This window comes from Haemophilus influenzae (assembly GCF_019703545.1).
Lineage (GTDB): Bacteria > Pseudomonadota > Gammaproteobacteria > Enterobacterales > Pasteurellaceae > Haemophilus > Haemophilus influenzae_E.
Map to the genome: position 1 here is coordinate 824,129 of NZ_AP018771.1, position 19,860 is coordinate 843,988.

18 protein-coding genes are annotated in these 19,860 nt (G+C 37.0%); 5 read left to right on the plus strand and 13 right to left on the minus strand.

Annotation, left to right across the window (positions count from 1 at the left end; all coding sequences use genetic code 11):
• Position 1: 1 nt before the first annotated feature.
• From aroB to K6J66_RS04100, 4 genes are all read right to left on the minus strand, one after another.
• The gene (gene aroB, locus K6J66_RS04085) at positions 2-1,090 is read right to left on the minus strand and encodes a 3-dehydroquinate synthase (protein WP_038439121.1); all 1,089 of its coding nucleotides are present in this window, start codon (positions 1,088-1,090) and stop codon (positions 2-4) included.
• A 19-nt stretch (positions 1,091-1,109) separates the two neighbouring features.
• On the minus strand, positions 1,110-1,652 hold the full coding sequence (aroK, locus tag K6J66_RS04090) for a shikimate kinase AroK (RefSeq protein ID WP_005658483.1): 543 nt from the start codon (positions 1,650-1,652) through the stop codon (positions 1,110-1,112).
• A 284-nt stretch (positions 1,653-1,936) separates the two neighbouring features.
• Complete coding sequence (gene nadN, locus K6J66_RS04095) at positions 1,937-3,748, minus strand: NAD nucleotidase (protein ID WP_005653867.1); 1,812 nt, start codon at positions 3,746-3,748, stop codon at positions 1,937-1,939.
• A 22-nt stretch (positions 3,749-3,770) separates the two neighbouring features.
• Positions 3,771-4,544 carry a hypothetical protein gene (locus tag K6J66_RS04100; RefSeq protein ID WP_005648742.1) on the minus strand — a complete coding sequence of 258 codons (774 nt, stop codon included), beginning with the start codon at positions 4,542-4,544 and terminating at the stop codon, positions 3,771-3,773.
• Positions 4,545-4,835: 291 nt separating this feature from the next.
• Here K6J66_RS04100 and rpsP point away from each other — a divergent pair, with 291 nt between their 5' ends.
• The 4 genes from rpsP to rplS are packed head-to-tail and all read left to right on the plus strand — an operon-like array spanning position 4,836 to position 6,821.
• A complete protein-coding gene (rpsP, locus tag K6J66_RS04105; RefSeq protein WP_005653865.1) occupies positions 4,836-5,084 on the plus strand; it encodes a 30S ribosomal protein S16 in 249 nt (82 codons plus the stop codon).
• A gap of 44 nt (positions 5,085-5,128) precedes the next feature.
• The gene (gene rimM, locus K6J66_RS04110; RefSeq protein WP_005653863.1) at positions 5,129-5,656 is read left to right on the plus strand and encodes a ribosome maturation factor RimM; all 528 of its coding nucleotides are present in this window, start codon (positions 5,129-5,131) and stop codon (positions 5,654-5,656) included.
• Between the two features lie 37 nt (positions 5,657-5,693).
• Positions 5,694-6,434: a tRNA (guanosine(37)-N1)-methyltransferase TrmD gene (trmD, locus tag K6J66_RS04115; RefSeq protein WP_005661387.1), complete on the plus strand. Its 741-nt coding sequence runs from the start codon at positions 5,694-5,696 to the stop codon at positions 6,432-6,434.
• 36 nt (positions 6,435-6,470) lie between these two features.
• Positions 6,471-6,821 (plus strand): 50S ribosomal protein L19, encoded by a 351-nt coding sequence (rplS, locus tag K6J66_RS04120; protein ID WP_005648735.1) that lies wholly within the window; start codon positions 6,471-6,473, stop codon positions 6,819-6,821.
• Between the two features lie 109 nt (positions 6,822-6,930).
• Here the strand turns inward: rplS and selD are convergent, their stop codons facing one another.
• From selD to cuyB, 3 genes are all read right to left on the minus strand, one after another.
• On the minus strand, positions 6,931-7,971 hold the full coding sequence (selD, locus tag K6J66_RS04125) for a selenide, water dikinase SelD (RefSeq protein ID WP_080281345.1): 1,041 nt from the start codon (positions 7,969-7,971) through the stop codon (positions 6,931-6,933).
• A gap of 135 nt (positions 7,972-8,106) precedes the next feature.
• A complete protein-coding gene (locus tag K6J66_RS04130; RefSeq protein WP_038439112.1) occupies positions 8,107-9,411 on the minus strand; it encodes an anaerobic C4-dicarboxylate transporter in 1,305 nt (434 codons plus the stop codon).
• A gap of 14 nt (positions 9,412-9,425) precedes the next feature.
• Positions 9,426-10,118, minus strand: coding sequence for a cysteate racemase (gene cuyB / locus K6J66_RS04135; RefSeq protein WP_038439110.1), 693 nt, complete (start codon positions 10,116-10,118; stop codon positions 9,426-9,428).
• A 229-nt stretch (positions 10,119-10,347) separates the two neighbouring features.
• On the opposite strand from cuyB, the gene hypT reads away from it, so the two are divergent.
• Positions 10,348-11,235, plus strand: a complete 888-nt coding sequence (hypT, locus tag K6J66_RS04140; RefSeq protein WP_038439107.1) for a hypochlorite stress DNA-binding transcriptional regulator HypT — start codon at positions 10,348-10,350, stop codon at positions 11,233-11,235.
• A gap of 1 nt (position 11,236) precedes the next feature.
• Here the strand turns inward: hypT and lpxM are convergent, their stop codons facing one another.
• The 6 genes from lpxM to menE all read right to left on the minus strand — a co-directional run bounded on the left by lpxM (position 11,237) and on the right by menE (position 19,860).
• Positions 11,237-12,193, minus strand: coding sequence for a lauroyl-Kdo(2)-lipid IV(A) myristoyltransferase (gene lpxM, locus K6J66_RS04145; protein WP_005661383.1), 957 nt, complete (start codon positions 12,191-12,193; stop codon positions 11,237-11,239).
• 46 nt (positions 12,194-12,239) lie between these two features.
• The gene (locus K6J66_RS04150) at positions 12,240-13,007 is read right to left on the minus strand and encodes a TSUP family transporter (protein WP_038439102.1); all 768 of its coding nucleotides are present in this window, start codon (positions 13,005-13,007) and stop codon (positions 12,240-12,242) included.
• A 17-nt stretch (positions 13,008-13,024) separates the two neighbouring features.
• On the minus strand, positions 13,025-13,885 hold the full coding sequence (gene mepA / locus K6J66_RS04155; protein ID WP_038439100.1) for a penicillin-insensitive murein endopeptidase: 861 nt from the start codon (positions 13,883-13,885) through the stop codon (positions 13,025-13,027).
• 171 nt (positions 13,886-14,056) lie between these two features.
• Positions 14,057-15,130 carry a chorismate synthase gene (aroC, locus tag K6J66_RS04160; protein WP_038439098.1) on the minus strand — a complete coding sequence of 358 codons (1,074 nt, stop codon included), beginning with the start codon at positions 15,128-15,130 and terminating at the stop codon, positions 14,057-14,059.
• 9 nt (positions 15,131-15,139) lie between these two features.
• Positions 15,140-18,460 (minus strand): mechanosensitive channel MscK, encoded by a 3,321-nt coding sequence (gene mscK, locus K6J66_RS04165; RefSeq protein ID WP_005688089.1) that lies wholly within the window; start codon positions 18,458-18,460, stop codon positions 15,140-15,142.
• 41 nt (positions 18,461-18,501) lie between these two features.
• The gene (gene menE / locus K6J66_RS04170) at positions 18,502-19,860 is read right to left on the minus strand and encodes an o-succinylbenzoate--CoA ligase (RefSeq protein WP_038439096.1); all 1,359 of its coding nucleotides are present in this window, start codon (positions 19,858-19,860) and stop codon (positions 18,502-18,504) included.

Sequence of the window (19,860 nt, forward strand, 5' to 3'; positions counted from 1 at the left end):
CTTAATCCGTTTGAGTACAACGACGAATTGCATTTAACACGAGGGTATGATCGGTATCATTCGCCACATAAGCTTGACCTAGAGATTTGAGTAGCACCAGACGTAATTTACCCGCTAGAACTTTTTTGTCACGCATCATATGCGGTAAATAGTCCTCCGGCTGCATCGTATCCGGTGATACGGTGGGCAAATTAGCACGAGCAAGTAATTTTTCAAGGCGAGACACATCTGCAATAGAAATATCTCCAAGTTCTTCAGAAAGCGCCGCTGCCATCATCATTCCCGTTGAAACAGCTTCTCCATGAAGCCAGTTTCCATAACCTAAGTGAGTTTCAATGGCATGCCCAAAAGTATGTCCAAGATTGAGCAATGCACGATCGCCTTTTTCTGTTTCATCTCTCGCGACCACATTTGCTTTAATTTGGCAACAACGAGAAATACAATGTTGAAGTGCCTCAGGATGCAAAGCGACAAGTTCATCAATATGTTGCTCTAGCCATTCAAAAAATTCGTAATCTAAAATGGCACCATATTTGATAACTTCGGCAAGCCCCGCGTTTACTTCACGTTTAGGAAGCGTATTAAGCGTGAGCGTATCAATAATAACCATTGATGGCTGATAGAACGCGCCAATCATATTTTTGCCTAATTCATGATTAACCGCCGTTTTACCGCCCACTGAAGAATCCACTTGTGAAAGCAATGTGGTTGGAATTTGAATTAAACGCACGCCGCGCTGATAACTTGCCGCAGCAAAGCCAGCAACATCGCCAATTACGCCGCCGCCCAATGCAATAATCGTGGTATCTCGCCCATGATTACCTTGCAAAAGTGCGGTGAAAATTAAGTTTAAAGATTCAAGTGTTTTGTATTTTTCGCCATCTGGCAATAAAACATGATCGACTACGCAACCACGTTTTTCCAACGCATAGATGACTGTATCGAGATAAAATTGCGCAACTGTAGAATTCGTTACAATCATCACGCGATCCCCACGTTTAATCGGGTAACTACGTTCATCTTGTAACAATCCGCTACCAATTAAAATAGGATAGCGACGCTCTTGCAATTCCACATTGACGCACAACATAATTTATCCTTAGGTGTGTTTAAAGCGCACCATTTAATCCATTCATATTATCAATTAAATCAACAATTTGATTTACCATTACTTTGGCATTTTGTTCATCAGTTGGCAAAGTGATGTCCGCAATTTCTTCATAAAGCGGATTGCGAATTTTTGCTAAATCTTCCAATACTTGACGAGGATTCTCTGCATCTTGGAGCAATGGACGTTTTTTATCACGTTGAGTGCGTTGGAATTGTTTTTCCACCGTTGTTTCTAAATAAATCACAATACCACGTGCTGATAAATAATTACGGTTTTCCTTAGAAAGCACTGCTCCCCCACCAGTTGAAAGTACAATACCTTGCATTTGTGTGAGTTCGTTAATAATGCGTTCTTCACGTTTTCGGAAGCCGTCTTCGCCTTCCAAATCAAAAATCCAGCTAATATCCGCGCCCGTACGTTCTTCAATCACTGCATCGGAATCAATAAAATCCATATTAAGTTGTTGTGCTAATTGACGACCGATAGTACTTTTACCTGCACCCATTGGTCCTACTAAAAAAATATTACGTTTTTCCGCCATTGTTTTTTATCTAATTAAATTAAAAGTGAAATAAAATTCGATCATTTCTAATGAAAATAAACTGCGTAAAAATGCAGAAGATAGAAAGATCTCCCAAAAAATGGGGTAGATTATCGCAATAAATCACCCTATTTTTCAACCTTTATAGGGAATTTATTTTCCACGAGAAAGCATCTAAATATGGAATAGTTAAAATTCTTAATCATCTATGAAGTCTTCAAACCTAGGACTAATAACAAAAATAGCGCGTTAAATACGCGCTATTTTTAGCCTATTTTTCAATTTTATTTTTTAGGTAATGCATCAGTTGAAGCATTAAATTTCACATTTGATGAAGTGTAAGCCTCAAAGTGCGGATGTTTTTTCATAAATTTTATGAAACTTTCTGCATCAGGCAAGTAGGTATCAACGCCTTCATATTTTGGATCGTTAAATAATTTACCAAAGGTTTTATAACCGTCTTTACCGCCTGCAACATAAGCATTTGTTCCGACAAGATAACGTTTGTTATCATCAATCGGTTCCCATTGTTGGGTTTGTTTATTCAAGACTTCAACACTCACTAAACGTTTACCTTCCGCATTTGGTGTTTCATTCGCTTCATAACGAATACCTGCACCATAAGGGAATGCGCCTGTAGAGCCATCAACCAAAGCAAATTGCATCGCATCTTCAAGCACTTGTTTCACTAACGAACCTTCCATTTTATAGGTATATAACGTATTTCCGAAAGGTAAGAAAGTATAAGCATCATTAAAGGTTACATTGCCCGGTAAAATATCTGCGCGTACACCGCCAGCATTTTGAATAGTTAAATCCACTGTTTTGAGTTCGTTATACATTGTTTCTGCAATAAAACGCGTTGCAATAGAACCTTCTGGATTAGATCCTGCTTTATTTGGGATACGGTTTGCTGAACCACCCGGCATTGCAGAACCAGTGATAACGCCCACAATTTCTTGTGCTAAGCGATCTTTTTCACTTTTATATTTAGCAATAAGCTTATCGGTTTTTGCATCGTGATCATCAAGTGAAATACTTTTCATTGATTTTAAAGTATCAAGTGCTTTTTTACGTTCATCGCCAGTTAATTCAGCCCATTTACCTTCCGAATTTTTCACTTGAAGTTTATGAGAACTCATTAACACGTGAGGAATTTTACGAGTAATAGACGCTATACCTTCAGGGCTGAATTTAACACCTAAATCCCCCACCACGGCAGAATAAGCCCAGCCTTCCATTACAAATACAGGCTCTCCATTTGGATTTTTAAATTCAAGTGGATATTCATAGATTACTGGAAGTTTTAAACTACGTAATTCATCATTTCCGTATAAATAATGTGAATCGCCAGTAACGATCACATCAATATCATTTACTTTTTGAGCAATTTCGATATTTTTTTCACTACCTGCGTGTGAAAGTAGGATAATTTTATTAATTCCTTGCTGTTTTAGCGCATTTGCCATAATTTGTGCGGTAGCAATTTCATCATAGAACTTCACATCCTTACCTGGTGAAGAGGAATTCACTGTTTTATTCACGGTATCTAAACCGATGATGGCAATTTTTTCTCCATCCACAGTGAAAATATCGTAAGGTTTCCATTTGTTATACAAAATTGAACTTTTATCAGGAATCACATTAGCTGAAAGCACAGGGATTTTTAATGGTTCAAGCAGTTTTAATAACCCTTCATTACCCGCGTCAAATTCATGATTACCTAAAGTAAAATAATGAAAATTACCTGCGTTCATCACAGCTGCATCTGCAGAACCACCAAACAGCGTGAAGTAAAGCGTACCAGTAATGGCATCGCCTGCATGCAGTACTAATGGATTTTTGTATTTTTTACGCAATTTGTTAAGTTTTGCATTGACAGCAGAAAAACCACCAATATCCACTTTGGTTTGCTGACCATTTAAATTAATCCGTGTTTCGTGCGGTTCTAAATAAGAATGGTGATCATTGATGTGCAAAATACTTAATTCCACAGCTTTGTGAGCTTGTGGTGCCTCTTTGGCAAGAGCTACACTAGTGAAAAGCATCGCAAATGCACTGAGTGCAAAGGTAGCTGATTTTTTGGATAAAAGCATAAAAACTCCTATTGGTAAGGGATTAATTTAAACCTTCTAGCATTGCTTGAAAGGTTTTGTAACGAATTGCATCATTATTGTGCTGTAAATTTTCTCGAGGTTGATCTAAATACGAGAAATCATCAACTTCCACACCTTTAAATTGGCGATTGAACATCATATTTGCTAAAGCAAGGCGAGACTTAATTTCTGAAGAAGGAGTAATCAAACTAATACGATTTTCAGTAATCGAAAAAATAGTCTGATTCGGAAAATCTTGACGTATTTGTTCAATAATTTTTTGAAATATACCTTTGGCATTCAAAGACAGTAATATAATTTGATCTGCTTTTGCTCCCCGCTCCATTAAAGTCTGAACAAATTGCTCTGAATTATCTGTTTGACGAATATAAATTTTTGCCTGATCATTTGCTAAAAAAGACACCAGTAAGTTTTTCTTCATTTCCTGAATTAAATTAGCATCAACAGTATTTATTGGCTCAAAGTATAAGTAATCAAGAAATTTAGGCGTGAGATTTTTATCTGTTTTAAAAATGCGAGTGAGGATTTTTTCGCTTATTTGGATCTGATTATCAAGAAATTGGGGAGGTAAAGAAAAAAGTGCGGTAAGTTTTTTTTGTAAATTTGTAATTTGTTGTTTGTCTTGTTTAGCTAAAGCCATTGAAAATTGTTGCTTCAAAGCCTCAGCTGATTCAGTGGATATTGATTGATGAGAAGATGGACTAGCTATTACACCTTGTTGAACACCAATAAATGATGCTAATCCAATTAACACAGAATGAAAACTAATTTTCATAATAAACCTCATTTAACTGATATTTTATCAAGCTAAAATACCGCTATACGCGTAAATTTGACCTAAAACAGTTGGATGCCTCGTATTATATCGCAAAACAAAATAAATTGTGAATGATAATTAAAAGGAATACAACCTACTTTATGCATACAAAACTTGCAATTTTGCTTGAAAAGTATAAAATTCGCAGGCTTTTTGTCTATATATACAGAGAAAAAAGTAAGCTATATTCTCAAATCACTTTCGAATTTGAGAATATTCTTTTAGTAATTAAACATTTAGAGGAAGGTTATGGTAACCATTCGTTTATCTCGTGGCGGAGCTAAAAAACGCCCATTTTATCAAATCGTAGTCGCTGACAGTCGTTCACCTCGTGACGGTCGCTTCATTGAACGTGTAGGTTTCTTCAATCCAATTGCACAAGGTAATGCAGAACGTCTTCGCATTAATCTTGAGCGTGTAAATCACTGGGTTGCTCAAGGTGCTTCACTTTCTGATCGTGTTGCGAGCTTGGTAAAAGAAGCACAAAAAGCAGCATAATTTTGCTTTTTGATTTAGTTCTCAAACTAAGATAGGTGAAAAATATGGAACAACAACATATTGAAGTTGTGGGCAAATTAGGCTCAACCTACGGTATTCGTGGGTGGTTGCGTATTTATTCATCAACAGAACAAGCTGAAAGCATTTTTGATTATCAACCTTGGTTTTTAAAAATCAAAGGCGAATGGCAATCAATTGAATTAGAAAACTGGCGTTATCATAATCACGAAATCATCGTTAAATTAAAAGGCGTTGATGACCGTGAAGCTGCACAAATTTTAGCGAATGTTGAAATTGGTGTAGATTTATCTGTTTTCCCAGAACTAGAAGAGGGCGATTATTACTGGCACGATTTAATCGGTTGTACAGTCGTAAACTTAGAAGGTTATACAATGGGAACAGTAACAGAAATGATGGAAACGGGTTCTAATGATGTATTAGTGGTTAAAGCCAATACCAAAGATGCTTTTGGAAAACAAGAGCGGTTAATTCCGTTTTTGTATGAACAAGTAGTTAAAAGAGTCGATCTCACCACAAAAACAATTGAAGTGGATTGGGACGCTGGTTTCTAATCTCAAGTATGCACAAACGTAATGTAGTAGGCTTTTTATGTGGATAGGGGTAATTTCATTATTCCCCGAAATGTTTAAAGCGATTACGGAATTTGGGGTTACAGGTAGAGCCGTAAAACATAATCTTCTGAAAGTTGAATGTTGGAATCCAAGAGATTTTACATTCGACAAGCATAAAACCGTGGATGACCGCCCTTATGGTGGTGGTCCAGGAATGCTGATGATGGTGCAACCTTTACGGGATGCGATTCATACTGCAAAAGCTGCGGCAGGAGAAGGAGCAAAGGTGATTTACCTTTCGCCACAAGGACGTAAACTCGATCAAGGCGGCGTAACCGAGCTTGCTCAAAATCAGAAATTGATTTTAGTATGTGGACGTTACGAAGGGATTGATGAACGGTTGATTCAAACTGAAATTGATGAAGAATGGTCAATCGGCGATTACGTTCTAACTGGTGGGGAATTGCCAGCAATGACATTAATTGATGCTGTTGCGCGTTTTATTCCCGGTGTATTAGGCAAACAAGCCTCCGCAGAGGAAGATTCTTTTGCAGATGGTTTATTAGATTGCCCGCATTACACTAGACCAGAAGTGTTAGAAGGATTAACTGTACCACCTGTGCTGATGTCGGGACATCACGAAGAAATTCGGAAATGGCGATTAAAACAGTCGCTACAGAGAACGTGGCTCCGACGCCCTGAGCTCTTAGAAGGCCTAGCTCTGACTGACGAACAACGTAAGCTGTTAAAAGAGGCGCAAGCCGAGCATAACAGTTAGTTTCAGTTACATCTAGGATCAATAAAGGATCAAACAATGTCTAACATTATCAAACAACTTGAACAAGAACAATTAAAACAAAACGTACCTAGCTTCCGCCCAGGTGATACTTTAGAAGTTAAAGTATGGGTAGTTGAAGGTAGCAAACGTCGTTTGCAAGCATTCGAAGGCGTGGTTATTGCAATTCGTAACCGTGGCTTGCACTCAGCATTTACTTTACGTAAAGTATCTAACGGCGTAGGCGTTGAGCGTGTATTCCAAACTCACTCTCCAGCTGTAGATTCTATCGCAGTTAAACGTAAAGGTGCGGTACGTAAAGCTAAACTTTACTACTTACGTGAACGTTCAGGTAAATCAGCTCGTATTAAAGAGCGTTTAGGCGCATAATTCCATTATATTTAATGATAATCTAAAAAAACCTTGGGATATTCCAAGGTTTTTTGCTATGTGGCTCATGGTAATTTAATTAATCATTAGGATGATCGATTAAAATTCCTTATTTTACTTCAACAACGATATCGGATTCTGATTTAGGTTTCAATTTACCCACTTCATATAAATCAATGCCCGCATCTTTGGCTATGTCAATTACTGTTTGAACGCAATTAGACTCAACTGCCACTAATAAACCACCTGATGTTTGAGGATCACACAAAATCGCTTTTTGTTCTTCCGTCAATACGCCAATTTTATGTCCATAACTCTCAAAATTACGCCCTGTTCCACCGGGTACGCAACCTTGAGCAATATAATCTTTTACACCGTCCAAAGTTTTAATTTTGTCCGAAAAAACTACCGCACTTAGATTTGAACCTTCACAGATTTCAATTAAATGACCAAGTAAACCAAATCCCGTGACATCCGTCATTGCGGTGACGCCATCCACTTGGGCAAATTGACTACCAATAGAATTCATTTGGCACATAGCGGCAGTGGCTAAACCTTGATGTTCTGGTTTTAGTTTTCCTTTTTTCTCTGCTGTCGTCAAAATACCAATACCAATCGGTTTCGTCATATAAAGCTTACAACCTGATTTTGCAGACGTATTACGTTTCACTTTTTCAGTGTCAATCACACCTGTCACAGCTAGACCAAAAATAGGTTCAGGCGAATCAATGGAATGTCCACCCGCCAAAGCAATCCCTGCTTGATGGCAAGCAAAACGACCTCCCTCAACAATTTTCTGTGCAACTTCTGCAGGTAATACATTGGTTGGAAAACCTAAAATGGCAATTCCCATTATCGGCTTACCGCCCATAGCAAAAATATCACTGATGGCATTGGTTGCGGCAATTCGTCCAAAATCAAAAGGATCATCCACAATCGGCATGAAAAAGTCTGTGGTACTGATAATCGCAGTTCCATTACCCAGATCATACACCGCTGCATCGTCAGCAGTTTCATTGCCAACAAGCAGATTTGGATCATAAAATTTTTCCAGTTCTGAATGTAAAATTGTCCCTAACACCTTAGGCGAAATTTTACAGCCTCAACCTGCACCATGGCTGTATTGCGTCAGCCGAATTTTTTCTTCCATTTCTTATTTACCTTATTGAATATCCGTTTTCGAGAATATGCTCTTATATTTACCTGAGATATTATAAGACCTTCTATTATATTTTATCCAAAATAAAATAGGGAGGCTAACCTCCCTACCTAAAATTAGGTTACTTTATTTAACGATTATTGGTGCCCAAGCAAATCCAAATGCAACACCAGCTATAACACCTAATAATGCAGGCAACATAAATGGATGATTGAAAATATATTTACCCACTCTAGTAGTTCCTGTCGTATCCATTTCCATAGCTGCCAATGAAGTAGGATAAGTTGGTAAAAGAAAAATACCAGTAACTGCAACGAAAGATCCTAAAATAGCCCAATTAGGTACTCCTAGTGCAACTGCAAGAGGTATAATTAATGGAGTTGTAGAACCTTGGGAGTATAATAGTGCACAAGTAAAAAACAATACTGGTGCAAGTAGCATTGGGTATGTATGTAATACATCTCCTGCAATTTCTTTAATATTTCCTAAATGAGCATCAACAAATGTAATACCTAATGTAACGATCCCCAAAATAACTGCTACGGAGCTCATTCCTGATCTAAATGTTGAATTTGTAACAACGGCTTCGGGTTTCGTTTTACTTGTTACTAGCATCAAACAAGCCGAAGTGAGCATAACTACAACTATAATATCTCTTGTTCCCATAGCTTTACCACTTTCATACACAGGTCTTAAAGATGGTAGTGTTGCAAATAATACAATAACAACTGTAGCCAATAAGAAAATTAGCACTGAAATCTTAGCTGATTTAGGTGTATCACTTGTTTTATATTCTGTCTTAGAAACTAATCCATTTTTTAAACGTTGTAAATACACAGGATCATCTTTTAACTCACAACCTTGTTTAGAAGCTACAAATGCAGCTACCATTGAAGCCACAAAAGATACAGGTAAACAAACGACCATAACTTGGAAAAATGTAACAGAATTATTTTCCATAATAGTGATCATTGCTGCCATTGCTGCACTAATTGGTGAGCCTGCAACAGCTAGCTGAGATGATACAACCGCTCCCGATAAAACTCTGGATGGTCTAATTCCAGATTCTTTTGCAACTTCAGCAATGACAGGTAATGTAGAAAAAACAATAAATCCAGTACCTGCAAAAATGGTCATTAACCAAGTAATCATTGGCGCAATAAAATTTATATGTTTGGGATTTTTACGCATTAATCTTTCTGCATAATTAACTAAGAATGCCATTCCCCCTGTAGCTTGCAATGTTGCTGCTGAAAGAGATACAGACATTATGATCAAAATAACATCTATTGGAACAGATCCTATTGGTAGTCTTAAACCCAACGTTAAGATAGCAAGTCCAAGACCACCAAATAAACCAATGGCAATACCTCCAAATCTAAGGCCAAGTACAATAGAGGCTAGAACAACAAAAATTTCAACCCAGACCATAATCATCTCCTTAATCAATGAGTTTGATACCAACGAATAGCAGCTCTAACTAATGCTGCTGTAGAATCCTCATAAAGTATAGGTTGCTCTCTCATTGCATTTTTTAGGATCAATGGGATTTCCGTACACCCTAGAATAATTACTTCTGAACCGTGACGAATAAGTTCATCACGTTGTATTAACATTAATTCTTCAGCTTTTTGAATCTCTCCGCTCTTATATAAATAAATACTTTCCATGACCGATTTTTGATGTTCTTCATTGGGAAGAAGACAAATTAATCCATATTTTTCTAATGTTTTCTGATATAGCTTTGTTGCTAAAGTAGCATCAGTAGCAAGAATACCAATCTTTGTTTTACCCATTTGTAGAACTTCATTAATTGTTGAATCAATAATATTTAACATATCAACATGACATTTCTCTTTTAGTTCATCATACCAATAATGTGCAGTATTACAGGCAATTAGGATACATTTAGCACCCGCATTTTCTAACCCATAAATGCGTTCCTCCATTGCAAGTAGTGGTGATTCTCCTCCATGCAAAATGGAAGTTGTACGATCGGGAATATCAGGAATAGACGAAATAACAAGAGGAATATGTTCTTGATCACAATGAGCTGGTGTAAATTGAATAAATTTCTGAAACATATCTGCCGTTGCTGCTGGTCCCATTCCACCTAAAATACCAATAATGTTCTTCATAAGAAAAATTCTCCTATTTATCTTTGGGTTATTTATTTTTAACAAAATCTAATGAAATAAGAGAAATGCAACAAATCGCACGCCAATGCAAATATTGCATAGCATAAATTGCGCACATTACAAATGTACAAAATAATGATTAAAATCAATATGATAAAAAACAAAAAGTGATAAGCTATTACATATTTAAGAATAAGGTATGCAAAATTAGCATAGAGAGAAATAATAAATGAAAAATATTGAAACAAAATGGTTAGAAGATTTTTTAATACTGGAAGATACACGCAATTTTTCACAGGCAGCAGAACATAGAAATTTATCGCAATCAGCTTTTAGCCGGAGAATAATTTCTCTTGAAGAATCTATTGGTGTAAAACTCTTCGATAGATCCTCTGTCCCACTTCAACTTACAGAAGAAGGAAAATTATTTCATTCGCAAGCTAGAAACCTTTTAAAACAGTTACAGTATAATCTTGATGAATTATTAGGGCAGAATACACAAAAAAAACCGAATATAACTTTTGCAGCTGCACATTCCCTATCTTTATCTGTAATGCCAAAGTTAATTCATGATATTGGTCAATCACACCAGAACTTTATTTATTCCGTTGAAGCAATTGATGTTGATCAAACAGTAAAAACTTTGGTTGAAGGAAAAAGTGATTTTATTTTTTCATTTTATGATGATCTATTACGTCAAGAACCTTTTTTATCAAAAGAAATGTTAGAATCAAATCTATATCCTGTAAGTGCATTAAATAAAGATAAAGAACCTGAATTTTCTTTTTCTAAAGAAGAGACTCCGTTACTTAATTATACAAAAAATTCTTATATGGGAAGATTGGTAAATAGAAAACTAAATCTCTACTCACATCTTAATTTTAGAACGATTTTTGTTTCTTCTATGAGTGAGTTATTAAAAAATATGGTTTTAAACAAGCAAGGAATAGCTTGGTTACCAGAGTACTCAATAAAAGAGGAGCTAAGGCAGAATAAACTAGTTATTCTTGATGATAATGAACTGATTATTCCAATAAAGGCATATATCTATCGAATAAATACAAGATTAAATATGTATGCCGAGCAATTTTGGGAATCTCTAGATAATAGAAAATAATCTAATCGTAAAGATCTTCGCCATCTTTCCTTGTACGCAATAATTGCAAAATCCAAACATATTGCTCTGGAGATGGTGTAACAAAAGATTCTATTTCTTCGTTCATTGCTCGGGCTGATTGTTCAGGATCATCACTTAAATTCATTGCAGGATGAATTTCCATTTCATATTTGCCCGTTTCAGCGTTATAACGAGGAAACATTGGAATAACAACGGCTTTAGAAAGTTTTGCCATTTTATTTAACCCTGGCAATGTCGCTTTATAAGTCCCAAAGAAATCAACAAATACGCTTTGTTCCGCCCCAAAATCTTCATCTGGTAAGTAATAACCCATTTCGCCTTTACGAACATGATTTAAAAAAGGTTTAATACCATTTTGGCGTGCATGCATTTTTCCGCCGAAACGTTGGCGTGCAATCGTCCAAAGCCAATCCACCAATGGATTACGGTGTGGATTATACATAGAAGTCATTGGCATGCCTTGAGTGTGCAAAATAATGCCAGATGCATCAATCGCCCAGCCATGTGGCACCATAAGAATAATATTCTTTCCTTCAGCTTTTGCCTGTTCGATATGTTCAAGACCGATAAATTCGCTTCGTTTTTGCAAATGTTTCTTTGAACGGATTGCAATCTCACCAATTCCAAACATAACTTGTGTAACAACCGTAAACATTTTATCAATCACTTGCTCACGTTGTTGTTCAGTCCAATGAGGGAAACAATATTGCAAGTTAGTTTGTGCACGCGTACGCTGTTTCTTTGCTTTATGCCCAATCCAAATACCTAATTTTCCCGCAAATTTATCGCGCAGACGAAAAGGCACAAATGCTAACAACAATAAAAAGAAAATACCAAGCCAAATCCCCCAATATTGAGGCTTTAAATACGACCATGAAAAGTGCGCTTCATAGCCCACTCTCGCCGTCAAACGTAAATTTTGTTGATTATCCGACATAATAAAATGTAATTAATTTTAACCGCACTTTTGCGCGCTTTCCGAATTAAAAATGAAACCAACCCTGATCGTAAATCATTTTAGCCGTCATCATAAAAGACATGATAACAACCATCGGTCGAATCAAGGTTTTACCTTTCGTCATCACCATTTTGGCACCTAAATTTGCACCTAAAATGCTCCCAGCCATCATCACGAAACCCACTTCCCAAAGAATTTGTCCGCCCAATAAGAAAAGCGCAAAAGAAGCAAGGTTCGAAGTGAAGTTCATCACTTTTGCATGTGCCGTCGCTTTCGGGAGATTAAATCCTAGCAAAGTAACACAGGCTAAACTCATGATTGAGCCAGTCCCTGGCCCAAAGAAGCCATCATAAAAACCTAAAAATGGGCTAACTAAAAGACCAAATAACATGTAACTTAAACGCTGTTTTCGATCTTTATCACCTAATTTAGGGGTAAATAAAAAATATAGACCAATGGCTAAAATCAAAAAAGGCAGCATTTTTTTGAGAATCGTCACATCAATTGATTGAATTAATAATGTACCTAGGGCTGAACCTAAGAAAACCCAAATCAAAATAAACCAAATATCGCGTAAATTGACCGCTCTTTTTCGCAAGAAATAAAGGCTTGCGGATAATGCACCGCCCATAGCTTGCAATTTGTTAGTGCCTAACGCCATTGCCGGTGGCATGCCAGTCATAAGCAACGCTGGAATAGTAATTAATCCACCACCGCCAGCAATTGCATCGATAAATGATGCAACAAAACCAACACAAAACAATATTGCTAAAAGATCAATGCCGATATCCATATTGATTTACCTTAATACTATTCTAACCATTCACTCCGATTCGGGGAATTTAAAATTTGTTGGCACAAAAACGGCTCAGGCGGTGTAACTTTAGGTTTGCTCACTGAAGCACCTGGTTTTGGCGGTTCAAACCAAGAATATAATTCGTCTCCACAACCATCACCAGCAGGCACAGGCGCTTGATTTTCACAATAAGATGCATCTGCGGGGCAAGTTAAACGAACATGAAAATGAGAGTTGTGTCCATACCAAGGACGAACTTTGTGTAGCCAACTGCGATCATTGCCAGCGGTTTGACATAATTTTACCTTAATCGCAGGATTAACAAAAATACGTGTGACACTTGGATCTTGCGCAGCTAACTTGATTAAGGTCGCATGATTGCTATTCCATACTCGTTCATCCACTCGTTGCGCCTTTCTATCTACAACTAATAAACCTTTACCATCAGAATTCAGTGCATCGGCGTCTGACATTTCGCCCATTCTTAACCAAATATCCGCATCTAATCCCATCTGATGGCTAGCATGACCCGTTAAAAAACGCCCGCCACCCGGCATGGCAATATCGCCCACTAACATCGTTGGCAACCCAGCAGCTTTAACGCGTTGCCCCAAACGTTCAAGATACTGAATCATATTTGGATGACCATAATAACGATTGCGATTCATACGAATAACTTGGTAACCTTCACCTTTCGGCGGTAATGCTTGCGCTCCAATAATACACCCGTTGGTATAACTACCAATAGGACTTGCTTTACCATCTTCACTTGGAATAGGGCGTTTCACTTTTTGCCAATCTAGAGGAGACGCAACAACGTTCAGAGAGAAAAGTGCGGTAAAAATTATGGTTGTTTTTAATAAAATTTTATTCATTCTAAAGTTTTGCTGTAGGTAAATATATCCTAGGTTTTGCCGTGGGTAAGTATACCCACGGTTAGAAAAATAGTTCCCCTTTGGGGAACTTTACACTTACCCCAAAGGGGTAGCATCAAACTAACCTAGGGTATACCTACCCTAGGCAGAGACTCCCATCTTATACTAAGATTATTTACACTGAGCCTTAAAACGTAAGAGATGATCTAATAAGACAATCGCCACCATAGCTTCCGCAATTGGCACAGCACGAATCCCCACACAAGGATCGTGACGACCTTTTGTTACAACTTCTACGGGTTTACCATTAAGATTGATTGAACGACCAGGAATCGTAATGCTTGAAGTTGGTTTTAGTGCAATAGTGGCGATAATTGGCTGTCCTGAACTAATTCCGCCTAAAATACCGCCTGCATGATTACTTTCAAAGCCATTAGGTGTCATTTCATCACGATGTTCCGAACCTCGTTGCTCAACCACAGCAAAACCATCACCAATTTCGACTCCTTTTACTGCATTAATGCCCATTAATGCGTGAGCAAGATCGGCATCTAAACGGTCAAATACTGGCTCACCCAATCCTACAGGTACATTTTCTGCAATAACAGTAAGTTTTGCGCCAATAGAATCTCCTTCTTTTTTAAGTTCACGGATCAATTCATCGAATTTTTCTACCGCACTTTCATCAGGACAAAAGAATGGATTACTGTTTACCTTTTCCCAATCAATTTGTCCCACTTTCTGCGGAGCAATTTTTATATTACCGATTTGGCTTAAAAAACCTCGCACCTCAATGCCAAAATGTTCGCGTAAATATTTTTTCGCAATCGCTCCCGCTGCAACCCGCATCGCTGTTTCACGCGCTGACGAACGCCCACCGCCACGGTAATCACGGATGCCATATTTTTGCTGATAGGTAAAATCCGCATGACCTGGGCGGAAACGATCTTTAATGTCACCATAATCTTGCGAACGCTGATCACCATTTTTAATGATCATTCCAATACTTGTGCCTGTGGTTTTTCCTTCAAACACTCCCGATAAAATTTGAACTTCGTCATCTTCACGACGAGGCGTAGTATATCGAGATGTTCCTGGTTTACGGCGATCTAGATCTGGCTGAATATCTTTCTCGGATAATTCGAGATTTGGTGGCACGCCATCAACGATACAGCCTAATGCAATACCATGTGACTCCCCAAAGGTTGTCACACGGAAAAGTTGTCCAATTGTATTACCAGCCATAATTTCCCCTTATTTTTTTACATCAACGAAAGGAATTTCTTCACCTGTATCATTATTTTTGATAAATACATCTAATTGATTAAAGGCAATATCAATATTATGTTCTGCAAATAATTCATTAATACGGCGATTAAGGGCATCTGTAGTACTGGTGCGATCTCCAACTTGTTCTACATAAACACGTAACTCGTGATCCAGTGTACTTGCACCAAAAGTTAAAAAATAAGCAGATGGTTTAGGATCGCGTAAAATAGTCGGCTGTTCATCAGCTGCTTGAAGTAATAATTGGCGCACGAGTGTTAAATCAGAACCATAAGCAACACCAACGCTAATCACTAAACGTGTCATAGTGTTAGATAATGCCCAGTTGGTCACTTGACCTGTCACAAAAGATTTATTTGGCACAATCACTTCTTTGCGATCAAAATCAATCAATGTAATTGCACGGATACGAATTTTCGCTACAGTACCGCTCACTTCATTAATGGTAACCACATCGCCAACTCGGATTGGGCGTTCAAATAACAAAATGATACCTGACACAAAGTTTGCAAAAATCTCTTGCATACCAAAACCAAGACCAACAGAAAGTGCGGCGAATAACCATTGTAATTTTGACCAAGACATCCCTAAGGTTGCAAATGCCCAAGCACCACCAATGGCGATAAAAATATAAGTAAGTAGTGTCGTAATCGTATAAGGCGTACCTTGTGAAAGATTCACGCGAGAGAAAATTAATACTTCCAAAATGCCTGAAATATTACGAACCAACACATAAGTAATTCCTACGATAACCAAAGCAACAAGAAGATTAAATAAAGTAATGCTTTCCATTACAGTGCCAGCATCGGTTGTCGTGGTTTGTTGCCAAAGTGTAATTTCACGTAAATAGCTCACTACTGTGACTAAATCTGACCATACATAGTAGAAAATCCCTAATAATGCCGTCCAAATAAAGAGATCTACAAAACGTAATAATTGGCTACGCACATCATTTAACGCCAAACTTTCCTCTGGCTCTCCCACTGCAACCACATCATCAGAGGATATATTTTCATAATTATTTTCAAGTGCTTTTTGACGACGTTTTTCTGCTAAACGGCGATGTGCTAAACGACGAGAAGAAACCGTAATACCACGGTAAATCGTATTGCGTACTAACCACCATACACACCAAGCAATATAAGAATGAATAAAATGCTCAATTAAATTTAAAGCGGTGTAGTAATAGCCTAAAACAATAAGTACGATTAATCCCACAGGAATTAATCTCAAACCAATTTGTACAATTCTTATTAACCAATGATGTTTATTTGTTTCAGGTTCATAAGAGCGAAGTACTCGATTAAAACGAGGGGCAATAATCGCCGCACAGAAAATTAGAGCCGCAATAGTATTAATTTGACCTAACACATCATTAGCTAAACCTGCATCAGTGACATTGCTAAACACAGAAGTATTTAAAAGCAATACAACCACAATAATAATGCGCTGGATAACACCACGAAAACGTTGTGCATTCTCTTTTGAAGATTCAAAATGATTAACAAAAATACCATTTGGACGGAACAATGAAATCCAAAATGTAAAGAACCACCAATAACCCGCCATACTAAATGACCAATGCCAAAATTCTTCTGGATTTTTGAAGAAAAAGAAGCCGATCATTTGGCAAACTGCTAAAAACCAAAGTGTACTAGAAAGCGTTAAAAACGCTGTTAATAACAGGGCAAGTGGAGTACTCCACTGACTATCTGTATCTAAACGATGTATTTCACGATTAATTTTGTTTAATTGTTGTTTAATACGATTTTTAAATTTAAAAATTGCACCGCCTACAATAAATAACCCTAAGAAATACATCAGCAAATAAGGTAAATTGTCATAATTAGTTGGAAAACCTAATTTTTTCAACATACCATTAAACTGTTCAATTAAAGCTCTTGGCAGCATTTTTACCCAATCTAAATTAATAGGATTATTACTTTTCACCCAAAAACTTTGCTGCTCTAATTTAGATTGAATTTGATCACTGATTTGTGTAATTTGCAGTTGTGTTAATTCCAAAGAAATCGCGAGATTTAATTGATTATTTAAAGATCTAATCAGATCAGATGTCATTTTCCGACGCTCAGTTAATAGCGTTTTAACTTGCGTTCTTTCTGCCTCAGTAAATTGTTTTCCATCTTCACTTTCAACTTTATTAATATAGTTATCTAGATCATAAAGTTCATTGCGTTTTTGAGTAATGTCAAAAATATGTACACGCAAATCGGCAATTTGTTTTGATAAACCTTGGATATTTAAGTTAGTCGGTAATTTTTGTTTTTGTTGCTGGATAATACGTGAAAGAACTAACGTGCCTTGTAATGCACTAATTTGTTCATCAATAGTACGTTGAGTTTGAGTGAGGCTATCTAAAATATTCCGCATTCTTAACTCATCTTGAGTTAATGAATTCGCTTTTTCTGTTTGTTGTAATAAATACTGACCAAGCTGTGCATTGCGATCAAGTTCTTTTTGAATGTAATCATTTTGCACAGTTTTTTGCTGTTGCTGAGCTTGTTCTACTTGATTTTGTGATTGCTGAAGATTTTTTTGATTAATGACTTCTTGAATCGCAATAATATTTTGCTGCTGTACTTGCAAACGTAAATTCAATAGGTCATAACGGCTTTGATAGAGTAAAGAAAGCTGATCATTATTTTTTAATAAGTTTTGATTATAACTATTCTTTAAATCAATCAGTTGTAATTCAATCTGATATTGTTTTCGCAATATGCTACCAATATCATTATTGGCTAATTGTTGATTGATTTGCTGTGTGCGTACAACATTTTCTGTTAATGCCGCTTGTGCTCGTTCAGAAATAGAACTTTGCCCTGCCAATTGTGCATTTACTGTGCTTAATGCGTTTTGCGTATCTTGTAATTGATCATTTAACTTAGTGAGACTATTTTGTAAATAGTCCTGTGATTGCGCATTATAATCAGTACTTGTTGCCGTTTCTTGTTGTTTTTTTAATGCTTGAATTTCTGCATTATTCTTTCTAATTTCACTCTCTGAATGGCTTAATGTTGTTTGCAATGCATCATTGATTTTTTGTTGAGCTTGAATTTGCTGCAATAAATCAATTGATGTTTGTAATTCTGCTAACAACCTATTTTTTGCCTCCCCCTCACTCATTTTTTGAGCGTTAGCCAAATCGGCTTTAAGCGATTGCTCCGTTGGTAATACATTTGTTGAATTTGCCGCCAATACTCCTTGCGAAACGCTAAGGGTAAACATTGCCGAGGCAAAAAGTGCGGTAAAAAATGGAGGTATTTTCATAAGTTTCCTAATCATTATTTTTCCCTAATCTAAATGGTAAATTAATTTATCTCATCTCGCTTTGCCAGCCAATCAGCAAGCTGTTTACGTGAGATCTTAATGCCTTTCTCAAGTATCAGTGGCAAAGGATAATATGCAATAGGTTGTTTAAAACGTGCAAGTTTATCTTGTAAAAAAAACATTAAATTTTCAACCGCACTTTTGCTAAAGGGTTCATTAAAATCCACTAAAGCGACAGGACGCTGACCAAATTCTTTGTTTTTTTGTGGTAAAACAAACACTTGATTAACTGAAGAATGTTGAATAATCACTTGTTCAATTTCTTCTGGCTGAATATTTTCGCCACCTGAAATAAACATATTATCAAGTCGTCCGATAATAACCAGTTCGCCCTCTTGCCAAATGCCTTTATCTTTTGTCTGAATCCAGCCTTGGTTATTCGTTAATGGAACAATTTGTCGATCTTTCCAATAACCCATCGCCAAACCTGCACCTTTCAGCCAAATTTCATCATTTACTAAACAATACTCTCTACCTAAGAGCGGTTGCCCTACGCCTTGTTTTCCGTCAGATTTTTTAGCAAAAACTGTCGAAGCCATTTCCGTCATTCCGTAGCCAGAATACGTTTCGATACCGTATTTCACCATTTTTTGTGTAAGTTCTGTCGGAATATGCGCACCGCCCAGTAAAATATGACGCGTAGCAAATGAAATGCTCGGATTTTCCTGTAAATAATCTAATAAACGCTGTAATTGCGTTGGCACAAGAGAAACGTGGGTCGTCTTTAATAATGAAGCATAAAAATCATCTTCTGGGAAATGTAATTGTGCACCGCAATATAACCAACGCCAAACAATACCTTGCCCTGAAACGTGATATAAGGGTAATGAAAGTAACCAAGATTGATTACAATCAAACTTCATTAAGTTACATACCCCTTTTGCATTATCCAAATGCGCTTGGACATTATGCACAACTGCTTTTGGTAAACCTGTCGAGCCAGACGTGAGCGTCATTGTAGCTGGGCGAAAGAAATCAGCTTTTTGTATAACTACGTCAGCTTTTGGAAAATCCCTCAAATCTTCATCATAAAAACAAAAATCGATTTGATAAAACTCACATAATTTTGCAATTTTTTCTTGTGGAAAAGCAGGGTTTATGCCTAAAACTTTTGCACCAAGCTGAATTGTCGCCAGATATAAAAATAAAATTTTCTCTGAATTTTTTCCCACAAAAGCAACCGCACTTTCCGCATTTACGCCTTTTTTTTGTAAAAAAGCCATTGTTTGGTTAATCTTTGTAGTCAATTCTATCCAAGTAAGCGCATCGCCCTGCGTAGTACGCAAAGCGATTTTATTTGAGAAATTAGGTTGAATAGCAAAATCTTGCCAAGGATACAT